At 52.2% G+C, this 25,103-nt stretch carries 20 protein-coding genes; 14 read left to right on the top strand and 6 right to left on the bottom strand.

All coding sequences use genetic code 11. The features are described 5' to 3' along the window. Positions 1-393 precede the first annotated feature (393 nt). The 5 genes from GFB57_RS16250 (at position 394) to GFB57_RS16230 (ending at position 10,604) form a co-directional block, all read left to right on the top strand. Complete coding sequence (locus GFB57_RS16250; RefSeq protein WP_290366834.1) at positions 394-5,724, top strand: peroxidase family protein; 5,331 nt, start codon at positions 394-396, stop codon at positions 5,722-5,724. A gap of 10 nt (positions 5,725-5,734) precedes the next feature. Next, complete coding sequence (locus tag GFB57_RS16245; protein WP_003019965.1) at positions 5,735-7,474, top strand: type I secretion system permease/ATPase; 1,740 nt, start codon at positions 5,735-5,737, stop codon at positions 7,472-7,474. Next, on the top strand, positions 7,474-8,802 hold the full coding sequence (locus tag GFB57_RS16240) for an HlyD family type I secretion periplasmic adaptor subunit (protein ID WP_003019968.1): 1,329 nt from the start codon (positions 7,474-7,476) through the stop codon (positions 8,800-8,802). Before GFB57_RS16245 ends, GFB57_RS16240 begins: the two co-directional genes overlap by 1 nt. 134 nt (positions 8,803-8,936) lie before the next feature. Beyond that, entirely contained in the window at positions 8,937-9,224 is a 288-nt protein-coding gene (locus tag GFB57_RS16235; protein WP_003019974.1) for a VF530 family protein, read from the top strand. A 12-nt stretch (positions 9,225-9,236) separates the two neighbouring features. After that, the gene (locus GFB57_RS16230) at positions 9,237-10,604 is read left to right on the top strand and encodes a glycoside hydrolase family 10 protein (RefSeq protein WP_003019978.1); all 1,368 of its coding nucleotides are present in this window, start codon (positions 9,237-9,239) and stop codon (positions 10,602-10,604) included. Here GFB57_RS16230 and GFB57_RS16225 read toward each other — a convergent pair. From GFB57_RS16225 to hdeB, 5 genes are all read right to left on the bottom strand, one after another. Further along, positions 10,601-11,119: a hypothetical protein gene (locus GFB57_RS16225; RefSeq protein WP_003019982.1), complete on the bottom strand. Its 519-nt coding sequence runs from the start codon at positions 11,117-11,119 to the stop codon at positions 10,601-10,603. The two genes, GFB57_RS16230 and GFB57_RS16225, sit on opposite strands and share 4 nt — an antisense overlap. Positions 11,120-11,173: 54 nt before the next feature. Continuing rightward, a complete protein-coding gene (locus GFB57_RS16220; RefSeq protein ID WP_003019985.1) occupies positions 11,174-12,445 on the bottom strand; it encodes a type II toxin-antitoxin system HipA family toxin in 1,272 nt (423 codons plus the stop codon). Further along, positions 12,438-12,752, bottom strand: a complete 315-nt coding sequence (locus GFB57_RS16215) for a helix-turn-helix transcriptional regulator (RefSeq protein WP_003836258.1) — start codon at positions 12,750-12,752, stop codon at positions 12,438-12,440. Before GFB57_RS16215 ends, GFB57_RS16220 begins: the two co-directional genes overlap by 8 nt. Before the next feature lie 179 nt (positions 12,753-12,931). Next, positions 12,932-14,875, bottom strand: coding sequence for a methyl-accepting chemotaxis protein (locus GFB57_RS16210; RefSeq protein WP_003019994.1), 1,944 nt, complete (start codon positions 14,873-14,875; stop codon positions 12,932-12,934). 155 nt (positions 14,876-15,030) lie between these two features. Then, the gene (gene hdeB / locus GFB57_RS16205; RefSeq protein WP_003019999.1) at positions 15,031-15,360 is read right to left on the bottom strand and encodes an acid-activated periplasmic chaperone HdeB; all 330 of its coding nucleotides are present in this window, start codon (positions 15,358-15,360) and stop codon (positions 15,031-15,033) included. A gap of 400 nt (positions 15,361-15,760) precedes the next feature. On the opposite strand from hdeB, the gene GFB57_RS16200 reads away from it, so the two are divergent. From GFB57_RS16200 to GFB57_RS16170, 7 genes are read left to right on the top strand one after another with little or no spacing between them, the layout of a single operon-like run. Continuing rightward, entirely contained in the window at positions 15,761-16,627 is an 867-nt protein-coding gene (locus GFB57_RS16200) for a MurR/RpiR family transcriptional regulator (protein WP_003020002.1), read from the top strand. 14 nt (positions 16,628-16,641) lie between these two features. Continuing rightward, the gene (ddpX, locus tag GFB57_RS16195) at positions 16,642-17,229 is read left to right on the top strand and encodes a D-alanyl-D-alanine dipeptidase (RefSeq protein ID WP_003020004.1); all 588 of its coding nucleotides are present in this window, start codon (positions 16,642-16,644) and stop codon (positions 17,227-17,229) included. A gap of 15 nt (positions 17,230-17,244) precedes the next feature. Beyond that, complete coding sequence (locus tag GFB57_RS16190; protein ID WP_003020006.1) at positions 17,245-18,807, top strand: ABC transporter substrate-binding protein; 1,563 nt, start codon at positions 17,245-17,247, stop codon at positions 18,805-18,807. A gap of 44 nt (positions 18,808-18,851) precedes the next feature. Then, positions 18,852-19,874, top strand: a complete 1,023-nt coding sequence (locus tag GFB57_RS16185) for an ABC transporter permease (protein ID WP_003020008.1) — start codon at positions 18,852-18,854, stop codon at positions 19,872-19,874. Then, entirely contained in the window at positions 19,871-20,767 is an 897-nt protein-coding gene (ddpC, locus tag GFB57_RS16180) for a D,D-dipeptide ABC transporter permease (RefSeq protein WP_003020010.1), read from the top strand. The genes GFB57_RS16185 and ddpC overlap by 4 nt, the downstream gene beginning before the upstream one ends. Continuing rightward, positions 20,764-21,750: an ABC transporter ATP-binding protein gene (locus GFB57_RS16175; RefSeq protein WP_003020012.1), complete on the top strand. Its 987-nt coding sequence runs from the start codon at positions 20,764-20,766 to the stop codon at positions 21,748-21,750. The genes ddpC and GFB57_RS16175 overlap by 4 nt, the downstream gene beginning before the upstream one ends. After that, positions 21,743-22,678 carry an ABC transporter ATP-binding protein gene (locus GFB57_RS16170; protein ID WP_008322292.1) on the top strand — a complete coding sequence of 312 codons (936 nt, stop codon included), beginning with the start codon at positions 21,743-21,745 and terminating at the stop codon, positions 22,676-22,678. Before GFB57_RS16175 ends, GFB57_RS16170 begins: the two co-directional genes overlap by 8 nt. Before the next feature lie 19 nt (positions 22,679-22,697). On the opposite strand, the gene GFB57_RS16165 is transcribed toward GFB57_RS16170, so the two are convergent. Continuing rightward, on the bottom strand, positions 22,698-23,588 hold the full coding sequence (locus GFB57_RS16165) for a LysR family transcriptional regulator (RefSeq protein ID WP_003020016.1): 891 nt from the start codon (positions 23,586-23,588) through the stop codon (positions 22,698-22,700). Between the two features lie 142 nt (positions 23,589-23,730). Between GFB57_RS16165 and GFB57_RS16160 the strand changes: the two genes are divergently transcribed. Together GFB57_RS16160 and GFB57_RS16155 are read left to right on the top strand one after the other, a co-directional pair. Continuing rightward, the gene (locus GFB57_RS16160; protein WP_003020020.1) at positions 23,731-24,438 is read left to right on the top strand and encodes a CoA transferase subunit A; all 708 of its coding nucleotides are present in this window, start codon (positions 23,731-23,733) and stop codon (positions 24,436-24,438) included. A gap of 2 nt (positions 24,439-24,440) precedes the next feature. Next, on the top strand, positions 24,441-25,097 hold the full coding sequence (locus tag GFB57_RS16155; protein WP_003020022.1) for a CoA transferase subunit B: 657 nt from the start codon (positions 24,441-24,443) through the stop codon (positions 25,095-25,097). The last annotated feature ends 6 nt before the right edge of the window (positions 25,098-25,103 follow it).

Here is a 25,103-nt window from a genome sequence, read left to right as displayed (position 1 = left end):
AAAATACAATCTTATTCATAGAAAAGTATGAGTGAAGTCGGCAAAGGAAAAACCATAGTTATGATCATAACAAAAATGTAATACGAGGTTAAAAAAACGACGCCTGTGACCTTGAGAAGACTCAGTCTTCTCAAAACCGCGTGCCCTTAATATGTACGCGGTCCCACCTCGGGTCGCAAAATCGAATAAATAAGGTCTGACTCTTATTTCACTAAGTAATACTCTGGAGAACAACGCTAACCCGGTTGTGGATATCTTCAATATTTTAAAACATGGAGTCAAAACATGTAATAACCATCAGGTATCTTATACGACTCATTCTTCTGTCAGCTTTTGTAAGCAGAAGAAAAGAGTGGTGATAGCCAATACAAGTAAAGATAGGGGTAATGACTTATGGCCTCACAATATGACTTTACTGTCACCCTCCACGATCTTGCTTTTATTCTTAAGCAGATCAAAATATCCGAAGCGGCAACTAACCCAGACGGGAGCGTTAATGCTGAAATGCTTCGGGAATTAGTCTCCAGCCCACTCTTGCCCTATGGACTTCGCACGGTAGATGGTTCATGGAATAACCTTTTACCAGGTCAGGAATTATACGGCTCTGCCGATCAGACAATGCCGAGATTAACCGCATTAAACTGGCAGGATGCGGATCAAATGACCAGCTATATCCAGATTGGCGGTACGGTCATTGATGCCGACCCACGAATAATTAGCAATTTAATTTCAGACCAGACGGCCTCAAACCCGGCCGCGCTGGAGGCTTTTAACGCATTAAAAGATGCGCCCGGCGGCGGGACTGTTACTGGGGATGGCAGCTTATCCATCCCCAATCAGTCTCCCGATATTGGGCTCTCCCCTGCGTTTAACGGCTGGATGACCTTCTTTGGCCAGTTTTTCGACCATGGTCTGGATCTGATTCCGAAAGGAGGAAACGGTATCGTTTTCATTCCGCTCCAGCCCGATGACCCTTTATATGTTGAAGGGTCGTCGACAAACTTTATGCTATTAACCCGGGCAACGGTGGATGAAAACCGAGAGACAGTAAACCTGACGACCCCCTTCATCGACCAAAACCAAACCTACACCTCCCATCCTTCACATCAAATTTTCATCCGCGAATACGTCATTATTGATGGGAAACCTGAGCCTACCGGGAATTTATTGGGTGGTGCAAACGGTGGACTGGCGACCTGGGCTGACGTTAAAAACCAGGCTGAAACCCTGCTTGGCATTAAACTCACCGATCAGGACGTGTTTAATGTTCCCCTGCTGGCAACGGATCGCTACGGTAATTTGATTTTAAGTGAAAACGGAAAGGTACAGATTGTTACCACCGGGGGGCTGGTTGAAGCCAACGGAGGCCTGTTACCCGCGGAGACGTTCCGCACCGGTCATGCGTTTCTGGATGACATCGCTCATACTGCCGTGCCAAAAGCTGGTCTGCTGGCAGATGATGACAGTGCCATCGGCGGAGAAGGACCGCAACCGGCAGGAACCTATGATAACGAACTGCTCGATCGCCACTTTATCACCGGTGACGGGCGCGGGAACGAAAATATAGGTTTAACCGCGGTGCACGCCGTTTTTCACAGCGAGCATAACCGCCTGGTTGAGCAGTATAAAACCACTCTGCTGGAAACCGGCGATATCGACCTCATTAACCAGTGGTTGATGCCCAACCACCAAATCACGGAATTACCTGCCGATACCAATACTCTGGTATGGAACGGTGAGTACTTATTCCAGGCAGGCCGCTTCTCCACGGAAATGCAATATCAACACCTCGTATTCGAGGAGTTTGCCCGTACCGTACAACCTGCCGTCGATCCGTTTGTCTTCTCCAACACGGCGGATATTAACCCGCTGATCTTTGCAGAGTTTGCGCATGTTGTTTACCGTTTTGGGCATTCAATGCTGACAGAAACCGTGGCGCGTACAGACATTGATATGCAAAGCGGTGATATTGACCTAATTTCAGCATTCCTGAATCCGGTAGCATTTAATCAAATCAACGGGGCCACCGTCACGGACGATCAGGCTATCGGCGCAATCGTGCGTGGTATGACACGTCAGGTGGGTAACGAAATTGATGAATTTATTACCGATGCTCTGCGTAATAATCTCATCGGCCTGCCCCTGGATTTAGGCGCGCTTAATATAGCCCGTGGCCGTGACACCGCAATGCCGACGCTGAACCAGGCCCGCGAGCAGTTTTTTGCTTTAAGCGGCGATAGCCAACTGAAGCCTTATACCAGTTGGGCTGACTTCACTACCTACCTGAAAAATCCCGCTTCAATCATTAACTTTATGGCCGCCTATGGCCAGCACGAACTGATCCTCAGCGCTACCAGCCTTGAAGGTAAGCGCGCAGCGGTTAATTTCCTGTTGTTTGGTGATGCAAACAATTCCCCGCCTGCGGATGCGATGGATTTCTTTAACAGTACCGGAGCGTGGGCAACCAAAGAGACCGGTCTGAATATGGTCGATTTCTGGATTGGCGGGCTGGCAGAGCGCAAAAATGAATTTGGCGGCATGCTCGGCTCAACCTTCAACTTCGTCTTTGAAACACAAATGGAAATGCTTCAGGACGGTGATCGTTTCTACTATCTGAGCCGCGTTCAGGGGCTGAACTTACTCAATGAACTGGAGGCCAACTCGTTTTCCGCGCTGGTAATGCGTAACAGCGATCTTGGTGATGAGGGTTCCTCCCACCTGCCCGCTAATCTGTTCCAGACACCGGACCATATTTTTGAAGTGAACCGCGTGCTGCAAACGGAAATCGACCCGAAATGGGGTAATCCGCTGAAGGATCTGCTCTCGCCGTTGTTGGTGCGTCGCGACCCAGGGGTGGATGTTGACGGCGATAGTTTTGCCGATGGTGGGTATCTGAAATATACCGGCGATGGGCATGTGGTGCTTGGTGGGACGGCAGGCAACGATACGTTAATCGGCGGTAAAGGGATCGACAGCCTGTGGGGTGATGGCGGAGATGACCGACTGGACGGCGGTGACGAAGCCGATGTGGTCCATGGCGGTGACGGTGATGACATTATTACCGATACCGGAACGCCTGTTGGTGATGCGGACTTCCTGCATGGCGATGCCGGACATGACGTTATCTTCTCCGGTAACGGAAACGATCTGGTCTTTGGTGGCAGCGGCAGCGACTTCGTGGTGGTCGGCGAAGATGCGCAGGAGGTCTTCTCGGGTCAGGATAACGACTTTGCGCTTGGCGGCTCGGGTGGTGATTTCCTGATGGGCAACGAAGGCAATGACTGGCTGGAAGGCGGCGACGGGTTTGACACGCTGGCGGGTGACAACTCTGAGTTGTTCTTCAACAGTACCATTATCGGTCACGATGTCCTCAACGGTCAGGGTAACGACACCGACTACGATGGCGAAGCCGGTGACGACATCATGGTTCAGGGCGCGGGGATCCAGCGCAATAATGGCATGGCCGGTTTCGACTGGGCTATCCATAAAGGCGACCCAAATGGCGCTAACTCTGACCTTGGGATCCCTATTTTCGTCAACCAGCAGGAGTTTATTCTACGCGACCGTTTTGATCTTGTTGAAGGGCTGTCGGGCTGGAAACACGACGATATCCTGACCGGAACAGAACAGCCGATAGGTACTGCGCCTGTTCAGGGCGTTCCCCTCTCTAACAACCTGACCCAGGAAGGTGCGGACCGGATCAACGGTCTACAGGCTATTCTCGGTGTAGAGCGTTCTACAAATCCGGACGCGGTGCTACTGAATCCTGATGATGGTAGCGATATTTTACTCGGCGGTGGTGGTAGCGACCGCATCATGGGTAAAGCTGGTAACGATATCATTGATGGTGATGCGTGGCTCAACGTCCGTATTGCCGTTACGGGTATGGCGGGACTCACCAGCGCCGAAGGTATGGCCGAACTGAAATCGTACATGCTGGCCGGCACGCTGAAACCGAATCAATTGTCGATTGTGCGCGAAATTCTGCATGAAGGTAACGGCACGGAAACTGACGTCGCGGTGTACCGTGATGTCAGCAGCAACTATGTCTTTACCCGTATGGCGGACGGTAGCCTGCGCGTCGATCACGCTACGCCGGATGCCGCGCTGAACCTGAATGATGGCATCGATCGTCTGTTGAACATCGAAAAACTGGAGTTTGGCGATGGGAAGCAGCTGTGGGTGACGGGGCAACAAGCGACGGGCGATCTGACCATCAGCAATCCTAATCCTTCGGTGGGTGACCTGCTGCGCGTCAACGTGGCGAACTTGCTGGATGGTAACGGGCTGGCGGCGGATGTGGTCATCACTATGACCTGGCAGGCATTCGTCAACGGCCAATGGCGAGATCAGGCAACAGGCGTTGAGTTCAGAGTGCCTGGCGCTATTCAGGGCGCACCGTTGCGTGTGGTCGCCAGTTTTAACGACCGCATGGGTGACGCTGAAACCCTGGTGTCGGCACAAACTCAGGCAATCCTCCCGCGCAATCAGGCCACGACCGGTGTGCCAGTAATTAACGACCTCACCCCAACTGAAAGCCTGACGCTGACCGCGGTGGTTTCAGGTATTGCTGACGCTGATGGTCTGAGCGGCGGTAATTTCACTTATCAATGGAGAATGAGTTCGCCAACCGGATTCGTCAACATTAACGGTGCGACATCCGCTACCTATACGCCGGGCCAGGCTATGGTCGGCAGAACGTTGCAGGTGGTCGTTACCGTCGTCGACGATGAAGGCAACCCCCCTGTTGTCCTGACGTCGACCACCACCCAGCCTGTAGGCGATCTGATTGTTGGTACCAACGGGGCTAACACCCTCGTCGGTACTGCCTGGAGCGATATCCTGCGCGGTGAAGGCGGTAATGACACCTTACTTGGCGGTGCAGGTGACGATCTGCTCATCGGCGGTGCTGGAAACGACAATCTCTCTGGTCAGGCGGGACAAGATATTCTGCAAGGTGATGCCGGTAACGACACGCTTGATGGCGGGCTTGGTGCCGACAGTATGACCGGCGGCGCAGGCGATGATACCTACATCGTTGATGATTTCGGTGATGTGGTTATCGAAGGTGTGAATGGCGGCACGGACGTTGTCCGAACCAGCCTCAGCAGCTACGACCTCACCGATAACGTGGAAGAACTGGTATTTACCGGCAACGGCAGTTTTATTGGTACCGGTAATGCCATTGCAAATACCATTACGGGCGGTTCTGGTAACGACTATTTGTTTGGTATGGGCGGTAACGACCAGTTGTTTGGTGGTATCGGGAATGACTTCCTCGATGGCGGAGATGGCGTTGATAACCTGCAAGGTGGTGTTGGCAACGATGTCATGATTGGCGGTGCGGGCGCGGATACCCTCTCCGGCGGTAGTGGGGACGATATTCTCAATGGTCAGGAAGGTAACGACATTCTGGACGGTGGTACCGGGAGCGACATCTTCGCCTTTGGGGCCAACTTTGGGCAGGACCGAATTACCGGTTTTGACAGTAACCCCAACGGCGGGCAGGACTTCCTTGATCTCGTCTTGTTAGGTATCAATGCGGGTAATTTTGCCAGCAACTTGTCTATCACCGGAAACAATGGCAACACCATTGTGACTATCGGTACAGACACCATCACATTGGTGGGCGTCAATTCGACCACCGTGAATATTGGTGACTTTTATCTGGAAATGCCCACTACCCTTGCCAGCAACAATGGCAATAGTTCATTGATCGTATAAGGAGAAGACTATGTCGTGCCAGCATACGCCAACAGAACTGAATGATGCATTAAAGGGAACGAAACCCACTTTTCTGATGCTGTTGTTTTTTAGTTGTGTGATTAATATGCTTATGCTGGCGCCGGCAATTTATATGCTACAGGTTTACGATCGTGTGCTGGTCAGTAAAAATACCACCACGCTGTTAATGTTAACCTTATTGATTGTCGGCTTGTACATCGTTATTGCCATGATTGAATCTGCCCGCGCGCAGGTTATGGTCAGGCTTGGCAACAGGCTGGATATAAAGCTAAGTCAGTTGGTCTTTAACGCGGCCTTTAAAAGAAAGATGGTTACCGGTGATAACAACCCGGCGCAATCTTTAGCCGAACTGGATCAGATCCGTCAGTTTCTTTCCGGGAATAGTCTGTTCGCCTTACTGGATATTCCCTGGACGCCGATATATCTGTTCATCGCCTTTTTGGTCCATCCCCTGCTGGGATATCTTTCTCTCGGCGGAATAACATTATTATTTATTCTGACGCTGGTATCTGAAATCTCTACCAAGCGCCCGATTCAGCAAGCGCACGCCTTAACCATTAACAATGCCAGCAAACTGAATAAACAGCTGCAAAACGCCGATGCCATTGAAGCGATGGGGATGCTTTCGACCCTGAAGTCCAACTGGCAGGAGCAACATAACAAAGTGCTGGCGCTACAAACACAGATTGCCGACAAAACGGCCGGGTTAAGCAGTCTCAGCCGCTTTGTGCGGGTATTGCTGCAGTCGATTGCGCTGGGCGCCGGGGCTTTACTGGTGATCGGCGGCCATATTACCCCGGGCTTGATGATTGCCGCCTCGATCATTCTTGGCCGCGTCCTCAACCCGGTAGAGCAAGTCATTGGCAGCTGGAAGCAGTTCGTGCAGTTTCGTAGCGCGTGGCATCAGCTCTCAACCTTGCTGAAGGAGTATCCGGCGCCGAAAGAGGTACTGACCCTGCCGCGTCCGAATGGCAACATCAGCGTCGAAAGCGTCTTCGCTGCAGCCCCCGGCCAGCCTTCCCCGCTACTGCGTAATATCTCATTCCAGCTGGAGCAAGGTGAAGTGCTGGGGATTATCGGCCCTTCAGCCTCAGGAAAAACCTCGCTGGCAAAGGTTCTGGTTGGTGTCTGGAAACCGTTATCAGGGAAAGTCAGATTAGATGGCGCAGATATATGCCAGTGGGATAAAGCGCTGCTGGGCCCGTCTATTGGCTATCTGCCGCAGGATGTGGAACTGTTTGACGGTACCATCGCACAAAACATTGCCCGCTTCGCGCAGAATGACAGTGAGCTTATCGTCGCCGCCGCATTACTGGCAGGCGTTCATGAGATGATCCTGCGCTTGCCGCAAGGTTATGACACTCTGCTGGGCGCAGGTGGATACCAGCTCTCCGGTGGGCAGCGGCAGCGCATCGGGCTGGCGCGCGCCGTGTATAACAATCCTGCGTTTATCGTTCTTGATGAACCGAATGCCAATCTTGACGACGCGGGCGAATTTGCACTCGTTAAAGCCATCAATGCCCTGCGTACCCAGGGACAAACCACAGTCATTATCTCACACCGCCCGACGCTGCTCGGCGTGGTCAATAAGGTTTTGTTGCTTAACGATGGCGTTATACAGGAGTTTGGTACCCGCGATCAGGTTTTTGCCCATTTGCGTCAGGCCAACGTACTGAAACCGGTGGCTACGCCTTCTCCATCCACGACTGAACAGCAACGTGAGGCTTGATGATGAAAAAGAATCCCCACAACACGGCCTCTGCTGGCGTAGATACCAATATCTGGTCGCCGATTATCCGGGGCGTGATCGTCATTGTGCTTGGTGTCGGTAGTTTTATCCTCTGGGCAGTGCAAGCTCCGTTAGATGCGGGCGTGGTCGCCGATGGTACGGTAACCGTATCGAGTAACCGCAAAACCATTCAGCATCTGAGCGGCGGTCGGGTAACCGATATCTTTATCAAAGAAGGCGACTTCGTGAAGAAAAATCAGGTCCTCGTCCGGTTGGATAAAATGCAGCTTGAAATGCGTTTCAGCGCGTTGAATGCCCAGTATATTTCTGCAAAAAGTATCGAAGATCGCCTGTTAGCAGAACGCGATGACCTGGATGTGATCCGCTTTAATACTACGCTGACGCAGCAATTCTCTGGCAATAAACGGCTATCAGAAGTCAGAAATCTGCAGGCTAAACTTTTCGATACCCGTCGCAAAACGATTCAGGATGAACTGTCGATGATTCAGGAGACGCTCGATGGTCTGGTTGGACAGGCGGATAATCTCAATAAAATAAAAGGCTATCGCGACCACCAGTTTTCTCTGATTAACCGGGAGTTAGGAGCTATTCGGGCGCTGAGTGAAAAAAACTATTACCCCAAAGCACAATTACTGGTGCTGGAGCGCGAGGCAGCAGAAATATCTGGCAGCGTTTCAGAAGATATTCTTAACATTGCCAAACTGAAATCGCAGCAGAACGAATTAAAAATTAAAGCCTACCAGGTGCGTCATCAATATTTACGTGAAGTTGAGTCTGAACTGACGGAAAACCAAAAAGAAGTGGCAATGCTGGAGGATGAATTGGTATCAACGCGTCATGAGCTGGATAACACCGAGATCCGCTCACCGATTAACGGTATTGTGCTGGATGTTAAAGTCAGTACCGTGGGCGGCGTCATTCAGCCTGGAGAACATTTGATGGATATCGTCGCCGCCGGACAACCGATGCAAATTGATGCCAAAATACCCGTACATGCCATTGATAAACTGGTCCCCGGTTTAACCGTTGATGTGCTGTTCCCTGCCCTTAACCATGCGCTGTTACCTTCGGTTCCGGCCCAGGTTCTGACTATCTCTGCGGACCGTTTAATTGATGAAGCCACTCAGCAGCCTTACTACCTTGCGGAAGTACAGGTTTCAGCAGAGGGCGCGCGTTTGCTGGGCGATTACAAAATTAAAGCGGGTATGCCCGCCAGCGTGACGATCAAGACCGGTGAACGAACCCTGATGAGTTATCTGTTTAAACCGTTGATTGCCCGTCTGGAACTGGCTTTTAAAGAGTATTGATCCATCCATTGCCGGTATGACGTACGGCTTGTCGCGCCATACCGCTTTCTGCCGTTGCTGGCAGCTTTGCTTTCTTGTAACCTTCTTCCCGTCTCACTACTGACAAAATCTGGAACCACTGAACTGGACTTCATATGAATGCTCATAATTCTAAAGACCCTTTACATGGCGTGACGCTAGAAATGCAGGTCAATGCCCTGGTTGAACGTTATGGTTGGGCTGAGCTGGCGCAACGCATTAATATCAACTGCTTTAAAAATGAACCGAGCGTTAAATCCAGTTTGAAGTTTCTGCGCCGTACGCCGTGGGCACGGGCAGAAGTAGAAGCACTGTACCTGGACTCTCTACATGACCAGGCCTCAAATAACACTCCCGAACCGGCCTTCGATCCCTGGGCTAACAGCCGCAATAAGAAGAAATAAGAGCAAAATCAGATGGCAGCATCCGGTTTCTTTTCAGGAAATTATCAGAAAAAACTGGCGAAGATTATCGCCCGTTCTCGTGCCAGACTACCGCTGACCAACATGAAATGGTTTGCTGTACTTGTGGGCAGTATGTTGTTACTTGGCAGCTGTTCTTCACAACCGCCCGGCCCCAAAACCACTCCGCAACCTCCGGTGAGCAAACCTCAGCAGAGTAAGGAGCCAGTGCGTGGGATCTGGCTGGCGACGGTTTCACGTCTTGACTGGCCGCCGATCTCATCTGTGAACATCAGTTCACCTGCTGTACGCATCAGCCTGCAGCAAAAAGCGCTGACGGATAAGCTGGACAACCTGAAACGACTTGGTATTAACACCGTTTTTTTCCAGGTGAAACCTGATGCCACCGCGTTGTGGCAGTCTAAAATCTTGCCATGGTCAGATACCCTGACCGGTAGGATTGGTCAGGATCCGGGTTACGATCCGCTGCAGTTTATGCTCGATGAAGCGCATAAGCGCGGCATGAAAGTTCATGCCTGGCTTAACCCCTATCGCGTGTCTGTAAACACCAAACCTTCGACGGTCACTGAATTAAACAGCACGCTGTCACAAACACCGTCCAGCGTATACGTCCTGCATCGGGACTGGATCCGCTCCGCGGGCGAGCGTTTTGTGTTAGACCCCGGCATTCCCGAAGTGCGTGACTGGATAACCAGCATCGTGGCGGAAGTGGTTGAGAATTACCCTGTTGACGGTGTGCAGTTTGATGATTACTTCTATACCGAGTCTCCCGGCTCTGCGCTCAATGACAGCCAGACGTTCAGAAGATACGGCCAGGGATTCGCTTCCAAAGCTGACTGGCGCCGCGATAACACGCAACGGCTGATTGCCCAGGTATCACGGACTATCAAGAAACTCAAGCCTGAGGTTGAATTCGGTGTCAGCCCTGCGGGCGTATGGCGCAACCGTTCGCACGATCCAGCGGGCTCCGACACGCGCGGTGCGGCAGCGTATGATGAATCTTATGCCGACACCCGCCGTTGGGTGCAACAAGGCTTGCTGGATTACATCGCACCGCAACTCTACTGGCCTTTTGCCCGCGACGCAGCGCGCTACGATGTACTGGCAAAATGGTGGGCAGATGTAGTGAAATCAACCAACACTCGCCTCTACATTGGTGTAGCGCTGTATAAAGTCGGTGAACCATCGAGAAAAGAGCCAGACTGGACGGTCAAAGGCGGTGTGCCGGAACTGAAAAAGCAGCTCGATTTAAACGAGACCGAACCGTACATTAACGGCACGATCCTGTTTCGCGAAGATTACCTTAATCAACCGCAAACGCAGGAAGCTGTGACCTATATTCGCAATCGTTGGGGACGTTAATGGTTGTTCTGAGCGGGAAGCCTGAGCCAGACGCTCACGTAGCGGGTAAATTTCCCCACAAAAATTCCGGCGAACATGCCGCCAGTAATGATAGCCAGGGCGCTCATTGCGGGTTGACGTAAAACGTCGGGGGAAATGGCGTTAAGTACGCCAAGTACGTACTTAACGCCGAATGCCATCAGCATAAATGGCAATGCGGAATAATCTGCCGGACGGTGAATACTCCGTGGTGCGCTACTGCGGCTCAAACGGCCGGGGTTAATTAATATGTAGCCAATGATTGCGCCGCTGATGATACCTATCGCCCACTGAATATAGGTAATGAGGGTCGGGTCGCGATAAGTGATTAAATCGTAGATATCCCAGACTAAAAAAATAGCGGGGATCAGCGCCAGCTTTTCCAGCGTGACAGTGGCGGGTGTTCTGGCTTTAATCCCTCGATACAGTAGAAAGGCAAACAGCAGATACACCCAAACTGGCGTGTTTTTCAGCATATTCACGACAAATTCAGCCATAACGTTGCCTCGCTCAGATTTAATTCTTCGCTAAGTGTAGCGGCTGTATCTGCGTTACCGGGACATTAAACGGCGGACATTATCATTAATCTGTTTCTGTATCGTATTCAGCGTAGTTTGTGTTATCTGATCGGCGTATTTGTCTTTGGCTGTAACGCTTAGCGCTGTTGCATGGTGGCAGATCTTGTCGATTATAGCGTTCACCTGCTCAGCTGATAGCTCAGCTTCCTGTACGCCAAGCTGCTGCAGGTGCTTTCTTTCGATATCCAGCGCTTCTCCCAGCACGTCCATTTGGTGATACCCGCCGGGTCCTTCGCACCAGGTCACGTCGTAAGCCGGAGCCAAAGTCCAGTTTCCTGCGGCTGACATTAAATAGGCAAAGTTTTTGGGATGGTCATCGCGGTTGTTAAATGCCACGTTGAAAACCACGCGTTCGAACGCTTTCGCTTTTTCTCTGACATCATTGGTACAAATCTGTGTGGCGCGCAGAAAATCCCGGTAATCTAAAGCACCGGGTATCTGGTAATTTGCACCGGTAAATGCCGCCAGGCTCTGCATAGGAATACGGACCGATTGGTCACGGTCGAAACGGCGGGTAGCAAATGCCGCCTGCCCGTCAGGCAGATTAAAATACGCGGTATCAGGCGTAGTGATCCCACATTGCCGCAAACATTCAGCATACACCGCTTCGATGGCACATACCTCAGCATGCTCATGCCTGGCAGGAAATTTAATCAACCAGCTTTCGCTCCCCGGGAGAGGCGCAGTGGTGAACTTTGACGTGACACTGTCACGATAAAGTAACGCTTTTGGCCTGGCCCCTTGCGGTGAACCACCCATCTGGAGCAGTTTTTGCAAGAATTCCCCGCCTTCGCCGCTCAGGACTTCCTGAACCTCAGATGCCAGTTGTTCGAGAGGAACATCCTCTTTTGAAAGCGTCTCGGCATCTGACTGAAAGGGCCGGAACGTCATGGCGCCCATTGCGTTATTGCCGACCCAGGTTAATCTCTCCAGAGGTCCTATGCGCGCTGCGTTGAGTCCACGGCGTTTAAATAAACGATCCATCAACAGCATACCCCAACCATCAGGTAGCGAATCGTACACGGGTCCTGGTAATCCCAACTGATGAGCCGGGAAATCCCTGCGTAAACGAGGACCGTTCAGTGGTAACCTTAGCCGGGACAGCTCCAGCCCCTTACGTATAGCGTCTTCACTGTATTCAAAGGCGATCAACGGGCGTCCGGTCAGGGCTGAGGAAGACACCAGTTTTCCCCACAACCATTTTTCACCCCAGCCTTCATAAAAGATATCGACTTGCTCAGGCATCAGTATTTTTCCTTTTCACCCGCTGACGTGCCGCGCTCTTCTCGTAACGCAAAATATCATCCAGACTGTCGATCCTGGGTTTGAATAAGCCCTCCAGCGCGTCACCATAGCCTAACACCATCGCGACTTTGACCAGATTCTCAAATCCTACATTTTTACCTGCTTCCAGATTCGAAACGGTATTCACACCGACACCTGAACGCGCGGCAACATCTGCCTGCGTCATTTGCTGCGCGAGCCGTTCCTTACGTAATCTGTCGCAAAGTAGTTTGACGATATCGGCTGCTGTATTGAGCGTTAAATCCATAATATTGGCTCTTATTGGAATAAAAACGACTTTACACCCAATATTATAGAGTTAAGCGGGGAATGATTCAAAGTTTTGTAAGGCACAATAAAGAGGAGTTAAATCGATAAATCGTGGTTAAGCGCCATTATACTGGAGTTATCCGGGCACAATGTTTGCACCCGGATATCGTGTCGTTATCAGGCCACTGAAGGCTCAGGCAATCTGAATGACGAGACCAGCAACGCCAACTGCTCCGCCTCCTCTTTCAATGCCTGTGTACGTGCGGCGGCATCATCAATTAATGATGCGTTTTGCTGAACGGTGCTGTCCATTTCGGTAACGGCGAGCGTAACTTCGGAAACACCTTTACGCTGTTCTTCACCAGCAACGCGTATTTCCCCCATCAACTGGCGTACCTGACGCACATTGCTGACCAGTTCTCCCAGACGTTCGCCGGCAGTGTGAATTTGCTGACTTCCGCTACCAACATGAGAAACGGATTCATCAATCAACGCTTTAATTTCCTGGGCAGCGGTGGCACTGCGCTGAGCCAGCGTGCGCACTTCGGAGGCCACGACGGCAAACCCTCTGCCAGCATCACCCGCTCTGGCGGCTTCAACCGCGGCATTCAGGGCGAGAATATTGGTCTGGAACGCAATGCTGTCGATGACAGCGACAATTTCCACCATTCTGCCGGATGAGGCGCTGACGTTATCCATCGTAGAGATAACGCCTTGCATCACATCACCGCAACGGTTGGCCGTTTGCGCTGTGTTATCGGATAGCTCATCCGCCAACTGTGTATTACTGGCGTTTTGATGAACGGTCGCATTTAACTGCTCCATAGCCGCTGAACTCTCTTCCAGCGCAGCGGCCTGCTGCGTTACGCGAGATGAAAGCTCCATATTACTATCAGCCAGGCTAACGGCGTTATTCGCCACCACTGTGCTACTGCTTCTGACGGTGATCAGGATGGCCGAGATTTTATCGACGAACAGGTTAAACGCCTCGGCGATAGCCGAAATCTCATCTTTGCCGCGAACATCCAGACGACGGGTAAGATCGCCTTCTCCCTGCGCGATGTCATCAAGTGCCTGACGGGTATCATCGAGACGTGAAATTAGTCGACGAACCACCAGCCATGATCCCACCAGCAACAGCGTCATGATAGGGATCAATACCTCCAGAACGTCCTGCATCATCACTTTGGCAAGACCGACAATACGTGATTCTGGTGTCACAAGCCCTACGACCCAGCCGGTATCTGGCATCGGGAACAGCATGACCTGTGACGCTGTATTCAGGACGAGATCATTTTCCAGCGTTATGGTCTTCACCCCATCTGTCGGGCGCAAAGATTTCAGACCGTTCTGCACCGGGATAAGCCACTGCGCGCTTTGCGCCAGATCGTTAATGGTTTTATGTTTGGCCAGGTCGGCCTGCGGGAAATAGAGAATTTGTCCCTGCTTGTCTACCACAAACGCGTAACCGCCAGTGCTGTTGCCCTGCTGCTGCATGAAAGTAGCGACGTTATCCAGACGGATATCGGTGGTAGCGACACCGGCAAACTTGCCCGCCTGCTGATAAGGCACGCTGCATGTCACCATGTTGACGCCTGAACTGGCATCCTGGTAAACATCAGACCATAGGCAGTTGTTTTGTGATTGCCCTTTGGCGTGCTGATACCAGCTTTCATTGTGGTATCCGCTTGATCCTTCGACGTTATAATCGTTGGAATAGACAAGCTTTCCTTCGGCATTACGCGCCCAGAAAAAGCTTCTTTTCTCCACACCTGCGGTGAAGGCGTCTGGTTCTGGCCAGATGCCGCCGCCGGTAATAATCGAGTCTTTACCTTCACCAATCAGATGCGGAACGACGCTTTGATACAGAGATTCATCGTTAGGCAACACTTCAGCCAGTCGCGACAGGCTGACTGTCTCACCTTCAATTCGGGACAATACAGTACTCAACTGACGGGTTAAACCTTGCCCTGTTTCTTCGATCAGGGCGGTGTTGATTTCAACGACGCGCGGCTGACCACGCCAGAGCATAATCACCACGATAACAATAGTCGTTACTGCAAGCAGCAGAATGCCGCCGATGGTTAAACGCGTTGAAATACGAGTAGGATACCAGGCCATACAAACTCCTTCTGCAAAAGGCTAACTTTTATCCAGTATCGGCACAGGCGTTTATATCTTTATAAAGTTTTCTTAAGTATTGCAAAACAAATAAGTGACAACGTCACAAATAACAAAACCCAGCAATTTGGCTGGGTTTTAATAACGGCTTAATTTTATTTAGATAATTCTTTTTTGATTTCGTCTTTTATTTTACTTAATTCGCTCTGCGGATGTTTCTTACAAAGTTCAACGGTCAGAGGAACTGCAGTCGTAACGGTTTCGTTATAGTCTACGTAATCGCCACCTTTGAAGTCTTCGTCTTCATTGAGCACCCAGAAGGCCACCGGAGCCATAGTTTGTGGGTTCAAATCGATAAACTCTTGACAGTTCATGCCTTTCGGAGTCACTTCAGTTTTAGCGTTATCTGTTGCTGCATTGACGCTGACACTGGTTAACAGCGCTGCGACCAGAATACCTGCTGTAGAAAGGGAGAATTTATTCATTGTAGTACTCCATGTATAATATAAATAATATCTACACTTGCGCTTAACACCGTTAATGTAGCTCGCGAAAATAATACCCCTATCGTCATAAGAATAAAGATTGGTGTTATTGATATGGCTGAAATTTATATTTTCAATTACTGATTCTTATGTCTTAGGGATAAATGTTGCCCACAATGTGATCGTTCCGACGAAATCAACAGATTCATACCCCGCTTCCTCTGCCGTTGCACCAAAACTGAACTACGCTGCACAAATGTTGATCATTGGTTAACAAATTTGAGCTGAGTTTTAACAAAAACAGCCGACATGCCGCTGTTACTGACATGGCACGCGTCGTGCATTGTTAATTCGCTAACAGAGATACGGAATCTGACAGACAACTAACAGCGAGAAGGTAATGACAGCCAAACCAGAGTTATTTACCCGCATAGAGCAAACCTTTAGCCAGCTGACGCCCAGCGAAAAGCGCGTGGCTGGGTGGCTGTTAGCCCATGCTGTGCAGATCCCATTTGAAACCGCGGATGGCATCGCGAAAGCAACCGGAACCAGCGGCATTACCGTCGGACGTTATCTGCGTAAACTGGGCTTTCGTAACCTGGAGGATGCAAAAGCCAGTCTGCGTGAGCTGCCTGTAGTTCCGTATCAGCCCTGGGGAATGAATGAACGACTGGATTCCTGGCACCAGCAACAAAGCCTGCCAGATCGGGCGCACCAGTCGCTGTTACTGGAAATCGACGCCATTACCCACGTCTACCAACTTGCTCAGGGTGAGACGTTTCTACGCATTGCACAGCAGTTGGCGCATGCGGAAGCCGTGTACATCCTCGGGATCCAGTCCACACGCGGGATCGCTAACGCCTTTTTTAGTCACCTGGAATATCTGCGACCTAAAGTCAGCTACTCCGAAGGCCTTTCCGGCAGTTGGGTAGAGTCGCTGAACTCGGGATTCAGCCAGCCTTACGTGGTTATTACCGATATGCGCGCCTACTCCGCTATTTCGCGACAATATTGCCGTGTCGCCACTGAACGCTGCATTCCGCTGGCGCTAATTACCGATGTGTGGTGTCCATGGGCCAGGGATTATTCCATTGATTTGCTTCAGGTAAAAACCGACACCGGACATTTCTGGGACTCACTGGCACCAGTGAGCTGTCTGTTCAACTTATTACTTTCTGCGGTGGTGGCGCAACTGGGTGACGCCCTCGCAGGACGCCTGCAAACTAATCGCCAGTTACAACAACAATTTGGTCAATTCGAACAATAAACAGGAAACGTGCTATGTCAGAACTCCCAGAACTGGTCGATCTGTCGGTGATATTTCCGTCGCTGCATATCGATCTTAAATACGCTACTGCCGACAACATTACCGGCGCACCTATCTACAGGGAAGCGCGTTGCCTGTTGCACACCGAGGCGGTAACCGCGCTGGCAAAAAGCATCAGCATTGCGCAACTGGCGGGCTTGTCGCTGGTGGTGTACGACGCGTATCGCCCCCAGCAGGCGCAGGCGATACTGTGGAATGCCTGTCCCGACCCGCAATATGTTGTCGATGTCGCGATTGGTTCCAATCACAGTCGGGGTACGGCCATTGACGTCACGTTGATGGACGATCGCGGCCATCTCCTTGATATGGGTGCCGGTTTTGATGAAATGCACGACCGTTCCCATGCCTGGCATCCATCTGTTCCTCCGGCAGCGCAGCGTAACCGCCTGCTGCTCAATGCCATTATGTTTGGTGGTGGTTTTGTCGGTATTAACAGCGAATGGTGGCATTTTGAATTACCTGATGCCGCCCGTTACCCGCTGCTTGACGATCAAATTGATTGTTACACTGTCACGTCTATAACAACACAACATCCCCTTTAATTCTGGAGCCTGGTTATGAAGACTACACCTGCGTTAAACGCTTTTTTCCGCCCCGCTCTGATAGCCGTTGCGTTAGCGGTTGCCCTGCCCGCCGCGCAGGCTGCCGTTCCCAAAGATATGTTAGTGATTGGTAAAGCCGCCGATCCGCAGACGCTCGATCCCGCTGTGACCATAGATAACAATGACTGGACGGTCACCTATCCCTCTTACCAGCGGTTGGTTCAGTACAAAACCGATGGTGGTAAAGGTTCCACGGAAGTTGAAGGCGATTTAGCCAGCGGCTGGAAAGCCTCGGACGACCAGAAAGAGTGGACGTTTACCCTGAAAAACGATGCCAAATTCGCCGACGGAACACCGGTGACGGCTGATGCGGTAAAGCAATCCTTCGAACGTTTGCTCAAGATTGGTCAGGGACCTGCGGAGGCTTTCCCGAAAGATCTGAAGGTTGAGGCTATTGATAACACCACGGTGAAGTTTACCCTCAGCCAGCCGTTTGCTCCGTTTCTGTATACGCTGGCAAATGACGGTGCCTCAATCATTAACCCGGCCATCTTAAAAGAGCATGCCGCAGACGACGCCCGCGGATTCCTGGCGCAGAACACGGCAGGATCTGGTCCCTTCATGCTGAAGAGTTGGCAAAAGGGACAACAACTGGTGCTGGTGCCAAACCCGCATTATGCCGGTACAAAACCGACGTTTAAGCGCGTCTCAGTCAAAATCATTGGTGAAAGCGCCTCCCGTCGCCTGCAACTGTCGCGTGGCGATATCGACATTGCCGATGCGCTTCCTGTTGACCAGCTTGCTGCTTTAAAACAGGAAGGCAAAGTGAACGTGGCGGATTATCCCTCATTGCGCGTGACTTACCTGTATCTCAACAACAGTAAGGCCCCGCTCAATCAGGTGGATTTACGCCGCGCTATCTCGTGGGCCACCGATTATAAAGGGATGGTCAACGGGATCCTGAGCGGCAATGGAAAGCAAATGCGTGGCCCAATCCCCGAAGGTATGTGGGGTTTTGACGATAAGGCCATGCAGTACAGCTACGATGAAGCCAAAGCCCAAGCAGCGTGGGACAAAGTTGCCACCAAACCTGAAAGCCTGAGCTTCCTGTACTCAGATAATGATCCTAACTGGGAACCTATCGCGCTCGCTACCCAGGCAAGCCTTGGCAAACTGGGCATTAAGGTGAAGCTGGAAAAACTGGCGAACGCCACCATGCGTGACCGCGTGGGCAAAGGCGATTACGACATTGCCATTGGCAACTGGAGTCCGGATTTTGCCGACCCGTACATGTTTATGAACTACTGGTTTGAGTCAGATAAGAAAGGCTTGCCGGGTAACCGTTCGTTCTACGAAAACAGTGAGGTCGATAAGCTGCTGCGTAGCGCGCTGGCCACGACCGATCAGGTGGCCAGAACCAATGACTACCAGCAGGCGCAAACCATCGTGATTGATGAAGCGGCCTACGTCTATTTATTCCAGAAAAACTATCAGTTGGCGATGAACAAAGACGTCAAAGGATTTGTATTCAACCCCATGCTGGAACAGGTCTTCAATATCTCCACCATGAGTAAATAAGCCACGTTTACGCGGAGCCGCTCTGGCTCCGCAAGGGGAAGCTAATGACGTTCTGGAGTATTTTGCGCCAGCGATGCTGGGGACTTATTCTGGTGGTTATCGGTGTTTGCGTAATCACCTTTATTATTTCACATCTGATACCTGGCGACCCCGCACGGCTGCTGGCGGGCGACCGCGCCAGCGATGAAATTGTCGAAAATATTCGCCAACAGCTGGGGCTGAATCAACCGCTGTATGTCCAGTTTTTTCGCTATGTCAGCGACATTTTTCACGGCGATTTAGGCACCTCCATTCGCACCGGGCGTCCGGTACTGGATGAACTGCGCATTTTCTTCCCCGCTACCCTTGAGCTGGCTTTCTGCTCTTTGTTGCTGGCGCTGGTGATAGGTATCCCGCTGGGTATTTTATCTGCGGTCTGGCGTAACCGCTGGCTTGATCACCTTGTTCGGCTAATGGCAATTACCGGTATCTCCACGCCAGCATTCTGGCTGGGGCTGGGGGTTATCGTGCTGTTTTACGGTCATCTGCAAATTTTACCCGGCGGTGGACGTTTAGACGACTGGCTGGATCCACCTGCTCACGTCACCGGGTTCTACCTGATTGATGCACTGCTGGAAGGCAACGGCGAAGTCTTTTTCAATGCGCTTCAGCACCTGATTTTACCGTCGTTGACACTGGCTTTTGTACATCTTGGGATCGTTGCCCGCCAGATTCGTTCCGCCATGCTGGAGCAACTGAGTGAAGATTACATTCGTACCGCCCGCGCCAGCGGGTTACCGGGCTGGTACATCGTGCTGTGCTATGCATTGCCTAACGCACTCATCCCATCAATCACCGTCCTCGGCCTGGCGCTGGGCGATCTGCTCTACGGTGCGGTATTGACCGAAACGGTCTTTGCCTGGCCAGGCATGGGCGCTTGGGTGGTGACCTCAATTCAGGCGCTCGATTTCCCGGCGGTAATGGGATTTGCCGTGGTGGTCTCGTTCGCCTATGTGCTGGTCAACCTGGTGGTGGATTTGCTCTATTTGTGGGTAGATCCTCGAATTGGACGTGGAGGTGCTGAATGATGCTCACACAAGAAACGCCGACCGCCCCTCAGACAGCACGCCGCCGCACGGACTGGGCCAAACTGTTCTGGATGATGAAAAGTAGCCCGCTGACGCTGGTTGGCGGGGTCATCATCGTATTGATACTGCTGCTGATGGTGCTGTCGCCGTGGATAACGCCACACGATCCTAATGCCATTAATTTGAGTGCACGCCTGCTGCCCCCGTCAGCCGCTCACTGGTTTGGTACCGATGAAGTCGGTCGCGATCTGTTCAGCCGCGTTCTGGTAGGAAGTCAGCAGTCGGTCGTTGCGGGTCTGGTGGTGGTGGGTATCGCCGGGGGATTGGGATCACTGCTGGGCTGCTTGTCGGGTGTTATGGGCGGGCGCGCCGACGCGATAATTATGCGGATGATGGACATTATGCTGTCCATTCCTTCGCTGGTGCTGACGATGGCGTTGGCCGCCGCGCTGGGCCCCAGCCTGTTTAACGCCATGCTGGCGATTGCCATCGTCCGTATCCCTTTCTATGTACGCCTCGCCCGCGGTCAGACGTTAGTGGTGCGCCAGTTTAGCTATGTACAGGCTGCCCGGACCTACGGCGCTTCACGCTGGCATCTGATTAGCTGGCACATTTTACGCAATTCTCTGCCGCCACTCATTGTGCAGGCATCGCTGGATATCGGCAGTGCGATCCTGATGGCTGCCACGCTCGGGTTTATCGGTCTGGGCGCGCAGCAACCCAGCGCTGAGTGGGGCGCGATGGTCGCAATTGGCCGCAATTACGTGCTTGATCAGTGGTGGTATTGTGCTTTTCCCGGCGCCGCCATTCTGATTACCGCCGTGGGCTTTAATCTCTTTGGCGATGGTATTCGCGATCTGCTTGATCCGAAAGCCGGAGGAAAACAGTCATGACACAACCCGTACTGGAAATCGAAGATTTACATCTGAGTTTCCCCGGCTATAAAGCTGATGTGCATGCGCTGAACCATGTATCACTGCACATCAACCGTGGAGAAATCGTTGGTGTGGTGGGTGAATCCGGTTCCGGTAAGTCCGTGACCGCAATGCTCACCATGCGCCTGCTTCCGGAGGGAAGCTATCGTATTCACCAGGGACGCGTTTCACTGCTGGGTGAAGATGTGCTCAACGCCAGTGAGAAACAAATGCGCCAATGGCGCGGCGCACGCGTCGCGATGATCTTTCAGGAGCCCATGACGGCACTGAATCCGACCCGGCGTATCGGCCAGCAAATGGTGGAGGTAATCCGCCATCACCAGGCGTTAAGCCGCACGGATGCCCGTCATAAAGCCGTCGCTCTACTCGAAGAGATGCAAATCCCGGACGCGCCGGAGGTCATGAAACGATTTCCGTTTGAGCTTTCCGGCGGGATGCGCCAACGCGTGATGATTGCGCTGGCCTTTTCGTGCGAGCCAGAGCTTATTATTGCCGATGAACCGACCACCGCGCTGGACGTCACGGTGCAACTGCAGGTGCTGCGTTTGCTGAAGTTAAAAGCACGGGCCAGCGGAACAGCCGTGTTATTTATCAGTCATGATATGGCGGTGGTTTCACAGTTATGCGACCGGTTGTACGTCATGTATGCCGGGAGCGTGATTGAGAGTGGCCCGACGCAAACCGTTATTCAACGTCCGACGCATCCCTATTCCATCGGCTTGCTGAAATGCGCGCCGGAACACGGCGAGCCGCGCGCATTGTTACCTGCGATCCCCGGCACCGTGCCGAACCTAACCTGCTTACCTGCCGGATGCGCATTTCGTGAGCGCTGCTTTGCCGCTGGTCCTCGTTGTGAAGAAACGCCTGCGTTAAGTAGTCAGGGAGGCGTAGATCAACAATCTGCCTGCTGGTATCCACAACTGGAGACAACACATGTCTGATTTTTTACTGGCGCTGCAGGATGTTCATGTCAACTTTCCTGCGCGTAAAAACTGGCTTGGCAAGGTTACGGAACGGGTGCATGCGCTCAACGGTCTGGATTTACAGATTCGCCAGGGTGAAACGCTGGGGATTGTTGGCGAATCCGGTTGTGGAAAAAGTACGCTGGCGCAACTGCTGATGGGCATGCTGAAACCCAGCCAGGGAAGCTATTCTCTCCGTGATAATAAACAGCATAACGGTATGCAAATGGTCTTTCAGGACCCTCTTTCATCGCTGGATCCTCGCTTACCGGTGTGGCGCACGATCACTGAGCCGGTATGGATCCAAAAACGAAGTCCGGAACGTGAGCGCCGCATGCTTGCTGAAGATTTGGCCCAACAGGTAGGCATCCGCCCGGAATATCTCGACCGTCTGCCGCATGCGTTTTCCGGTGGACAACGCCAGCGTATCGCCATCGCCCGGGCACTATCGTCAGAACCGGATGTTATCGTCCTCGATGAGCCCACTTCAGCACTGGATATCTCTGTGCAGGCGCAAATTCTCAATCTTCTGGTGTCACTACAGGCGCGCAGAAATCTGACCTACGTATTGATATCGCATAATGTGTCGGTGGTCCGCCATATGAGCGACCGTGTGGCGGTGATGTACCTCGGGCAAATTGTTGAGCTGGGCGATGCTCAACACGTTCTCACTCACCCCGCCCATCCGTACACACGGTTATTGCTGGACTCTGTCCCTAAAACGGGCGCGCCACTGACGGAAGATTTGGTGTTACGTAAAACCGAGCTACCGGGAAACCGAACGTTGCCCCAGGGATGCTTTTTCCGTGACAGATGTCCATTGGCAACCCACGGTTGTGAGAAAAAACAGGCATTACTGAAAAGTGATGCCGGATGTGATGTTCGATGCTGGCGGGCGGTTACATGACTTGAGCCGTTGAGAAAAGTCAGGTGCGATACGCCTTTTTCAGTGAATCCACCAGCACCTCGGAAGCAGTAGATAATTTATGATGTGCTGAACGCAAAACCCCGATCCGACGCTGGATCACCGGCGTATCCAGATCGATACAGGTTGCGCCTAACTCTGTCATTTGCGTGCGGCATAGTGCAGGTACGGCGCTACCGCCCAGACCGTTAGCCACCAGACGGCCAACGGTTACTAATTGATGGCTCTCCAGCGCCACTTCCAGCGTATGTCCGCTTTGCACAAGTTGTTCTTCCAGCATCAGCCGCACGGCTGACGGACGTTGCAAGGTGATGAAATCCAGCGTCAGTAGTTCGCGCCATGCAATACGATCCCTGTCTGCCAGCCGACAGGTTGGCGGCACAATCGCGATAAAACGATCCACACCGAGCGGCGTGAAATGCAGATGTCCCGAATAGTCCGGCTCGAAGGCTATACCCATCTCGACCCGCCCTTCACTGACCATTTCAATCACGTGTTCATTGATCACATCATGAACCGTTACGTTGATACCGGAATAAGAATCACGAAACGTTTTCAGTACCGATGGCAGGACGTTAGCGGCAAATGAGGGCATGGCGGCGATCGAGATTTTACCACGCTGCAGCGTAAAGCGTTGGCGCATGGCTTCTTCCGTATTCTCCCAGTCCGCCAGCAACTGTCTCCCCATATTCAGCAGCGTTTCTCCCTCCTGCGTCAGAGTCACTTTGCGGGTGGTTCTCAACAGTAACGCCCCGCCCAGCGAATCTTCCAGTCCTTTAATCGCCAGGCTTAATGCGGGTTGCGACATGTTCAGTCTTTCACTGGCATGAGCAAAATTCAGAGTGTGAGCTACCGCTAAAAACGCGCGTAACTGTTTGATGCTCATTCCCATTTCGCATCCCTTTAACTTGTTGAATACCTTTAATTAACATTAAATTGATAAAAAAACCCAATGAGTGAGTCACAAATTTAAAATTAACAAATCATTTTTCACCCCCAATGATGTCGGCAAGGACAACTGGGGAGGCAAGTGTATGGCTGGACTGGATAAACGTGTTGCCACTTATCAAGAGGCGCTGGAAGGACTGACCGACAACATGACGCTGCTGGCGGGCGGTTTTGGTTTATGTGGGATCCCTGAAAACCTGATTACCGAAGTACGCCGTCGAGAAGTACAGGGACTTACCGTTGTATCAAACAACTGTGGCGTGGATGGCTTTGGCCTTGGCGTACTGCTGGAAACGCGCCAGGTGCGCAAAGTGGTCGCGTCCTATGTAGGGGAAAACGCCCTGTTTGAGAAGCAGGTGCTTAGCGGCGAACTGGAAGCCATCCTGACGCCACAGGGTACGCTGGCAGAGCAGTTGCGCGCGGGCGGCGCGGGGATCCCGGCATTTTTTACCGCGACCGGATATGGAACCCCCGTAGCGGAAGGGAAAGAGGTTCGCGAGTTTGCCGGACGCCCTTACATCCTTGAACAGGCGATAACCGGTGATTTTGCATTGGTTAAAGGCTGGAAAGCCGACTGGTACGGCAACGTCATCTATCGCCACACCGCACAGAACTTTAATCCGCTGATGGCTGCCGCCGGGCGCATTACCGTCGTGGAAGTCGAAGAGATTGTCCCTCCCGGAGAACTGGACCCTGCAGCGATTCACACTCCCGGAATTTTCGTTAACCGCATTATTCAGGGGCAGTTTGAAAAACGTATTGAACAACGCACCCTGCGCCAGAAAGGAGCCTGACCATGTTAACGCGTGAACAAATGGCGATGCGCGTCGCCCGAGAGCTGCGCGACGGTTATTACGTCAACCTTGGGATCGGCATTCCCACTCTGGTGGCAAATTATATCCCTGATGGCATGGACGTGATGCTGCAATCAGAGAACGGTTTGCTGGGTATGGGGCCGTTTCCCACAGAAGACGAAATTGATGCCGACATGATTAACGCCGGGAAACAGACCGTGACAGCGCGCAAAGGCGCGGCGATTTTCGACTCTGCGCAATCCTTCGCTATGATCCGCGGCGGCCACGTTGATCTGACGGTGCTCGGTGCGTTTGAAGTCGATGTTAACGGCAATATCGCCTCATGGATGATCCCCGGAAAAATGGTGAAAGGCATGGGCGGCGCGATGGACCTGGTTGCCGGAGCCGACAACATCATCGTGGTAATGACCCATGCTTCCAAAAGCGGTGAGTCCAAACTGCTTCCCGCCTGCACCCTGCCGTTGACCGGCGTGGCCTGCATCAAACGCGTGCTTACCGACCTGGCTCTGCTGGAAATTGCCGACGGGGCGTTCATTCTGCGTGAACGCGCCCCGGGTATCAGTGTGGATGAAATCGTCGCCAGAACCGCCGGCAAGCTGATCGTGCCCGAAACTGTCCCCGAAATGCAATTTAACTGAGGAGCT

Source organism: Citrobacter sp. S39 (genome assembly GCF_009495675.1).
Classification (GTDB): domain Bacteria; phylum Pseudomonadota; class Gammaproteobacteria; order Enterobacterales; family Enterobacteriaceae; genus Citrobacter; species Citrobacter freundii.
Note: the sequence above shows the minus strand (reverse complement) of the source record. Positions and strands in the feature narration are given on the sequence as shown.

Excerpts from the sequence above, each read along its gene's own strand:
- GFB57_RS16250 (WP_290366834.1), top strand. The coding sequence starts at position 394 with ATGGCCTCACAATATGACTTTACTGTCACCCTCCACGATCTTGCTTTT.
- GFB57_RS16245 (WP_003019965.1), top strand. The coding sequence starts at position 5,735 with ATGTCGTGCCAGCATACGCCAACAGAACTGAATGATGCATTAAAGGGA.
- GFB57_RS16240 (WP_003019968.1), top strand. The coding sequence starts at position 7,474 with ATGATGAAAAAGAATCCCCACAACACGGCCTCTGCTGGCGTAGATACC.
- GFB57_RS16235 (WP_003019974.1), top strand. The coding sequence starts at position 8,937 with ATGAATGCTCATAATTCTAAAGACCCTTTACATGGCGTGACGCTAGAA.
- GFB57_RS16230 (WP_003019978.1), top strand. The coding sequence starts at position 9,237 with ATGGCAGCATCCGGTTTCTTTTCAGGAAATTATCAGAAAAAACTGGCG.
- GFB57_RS16225 (WP_003019982.1), bottom strand. The coding sequence starts at position 11,119 with ATGGCTGAATTTGTCGTGAATATGCTGAAAAACACGCCAGTTTGGGTG.
- GFB57_RS16220 (WP_003019985.1), bottom strand. The coding sequence starts at position 12,445 with ATGCCTGAGCAAGTCGATATCTTTTATGAAGGCTGGGGTGAAAAATGG.
- GFB57_RS16215 (WP_003836258.1), bottom strand. The coding sequence starts at position 12,752 with ATGGATTTAACGCTCAATACAGCAGCCGATATCGTCAAACTACTTTGC.
- GFB57_RS16210 (WP_003019994.1), bottom strand. The coding sequence starts at position 14,875 with ATGGCCTGGTATCCTACTCGTATTTCAACGCGTTTAACCATCGGCGGC.
- hdeB (WP_003019999.1), bottom strand. The coding sequence starts at position 15,360 with ATGAATAAATTCTCCCTTTCTACAGCAGGTATTCTGGTCGCAGCGCTG.
- GFB57_RS16200 (WP_003020002.1), top strand. The coding sequence starts at position 15,761 with ATGACAGCCAAACCAGAGTTATTTACCCGCATAGAGCAAACCTTTAGC.
- ddpX (WP_003020004.1), top strand. The coding sequence starts at position 16,642 with ATGTCAGAACTCCCAGAACTGGTCGATCTGTCGGTGATATTTCCGTCG.
- GFB57_RS16190 (WP_003020006.1), top strand. The coding sequence starts at position 17,245 with ATGAAGACTACACCTGCGTTAAACGCTTTTTTCCGCCCCGCTCTGATA.
- GFB57_RS16185 (WP_003020008.1), top strand. The coding sequence starts at position 18,852 with ATGACGTTCTGGAGTATTTTGCGCCAGCGATGCTGGGGACTTATTCTG.
- ddpC (WP_003020010.1), top strand. The coding sequence starts at position 19,871 with ATGATGCTCACACAAGAAACGCCGACCGCCCCTCAGACAGCACGCCGC.
- GFB57_RS16175 (WP_003020012.1), top strand. The coding sequence starts at position 20,764 with ATGACACAACCCGTACTGGAAATCGAAGATTTACATCTGAGTTTCCCC.
- GFB57_RS16170 (WP_008322292.1), top strand. The coding sequence starts at position 21,743 with ATGTCTGATTTTTTACTGGCGCTGCAGGATGTTCATGTCAACTTTCCT.
- GFB57_RS16165 (WP_003020016.1), bottom strand. The coding sequence starts at position 23,588 with ATGGGAATGAGCATCAAACAGTTACGCGCGTTTTTAGCGGTAGCTCAC.
- GFB57_RS16160 (WP_003020020.1), top strand. The coding sequence starts at position 23,731 with ATGGCTGGACTGGATAAACGTGTTGCCACTTATCAAGAGGCGCTGGAA.
- GFB57_RS16155 (WP_003020022.1), top strand. The coding sequence starts at position 24,441 with ATGTTAACGCGTGAACAAATGGCGATGCGCGTCGCCCGAGAGCTGCGC.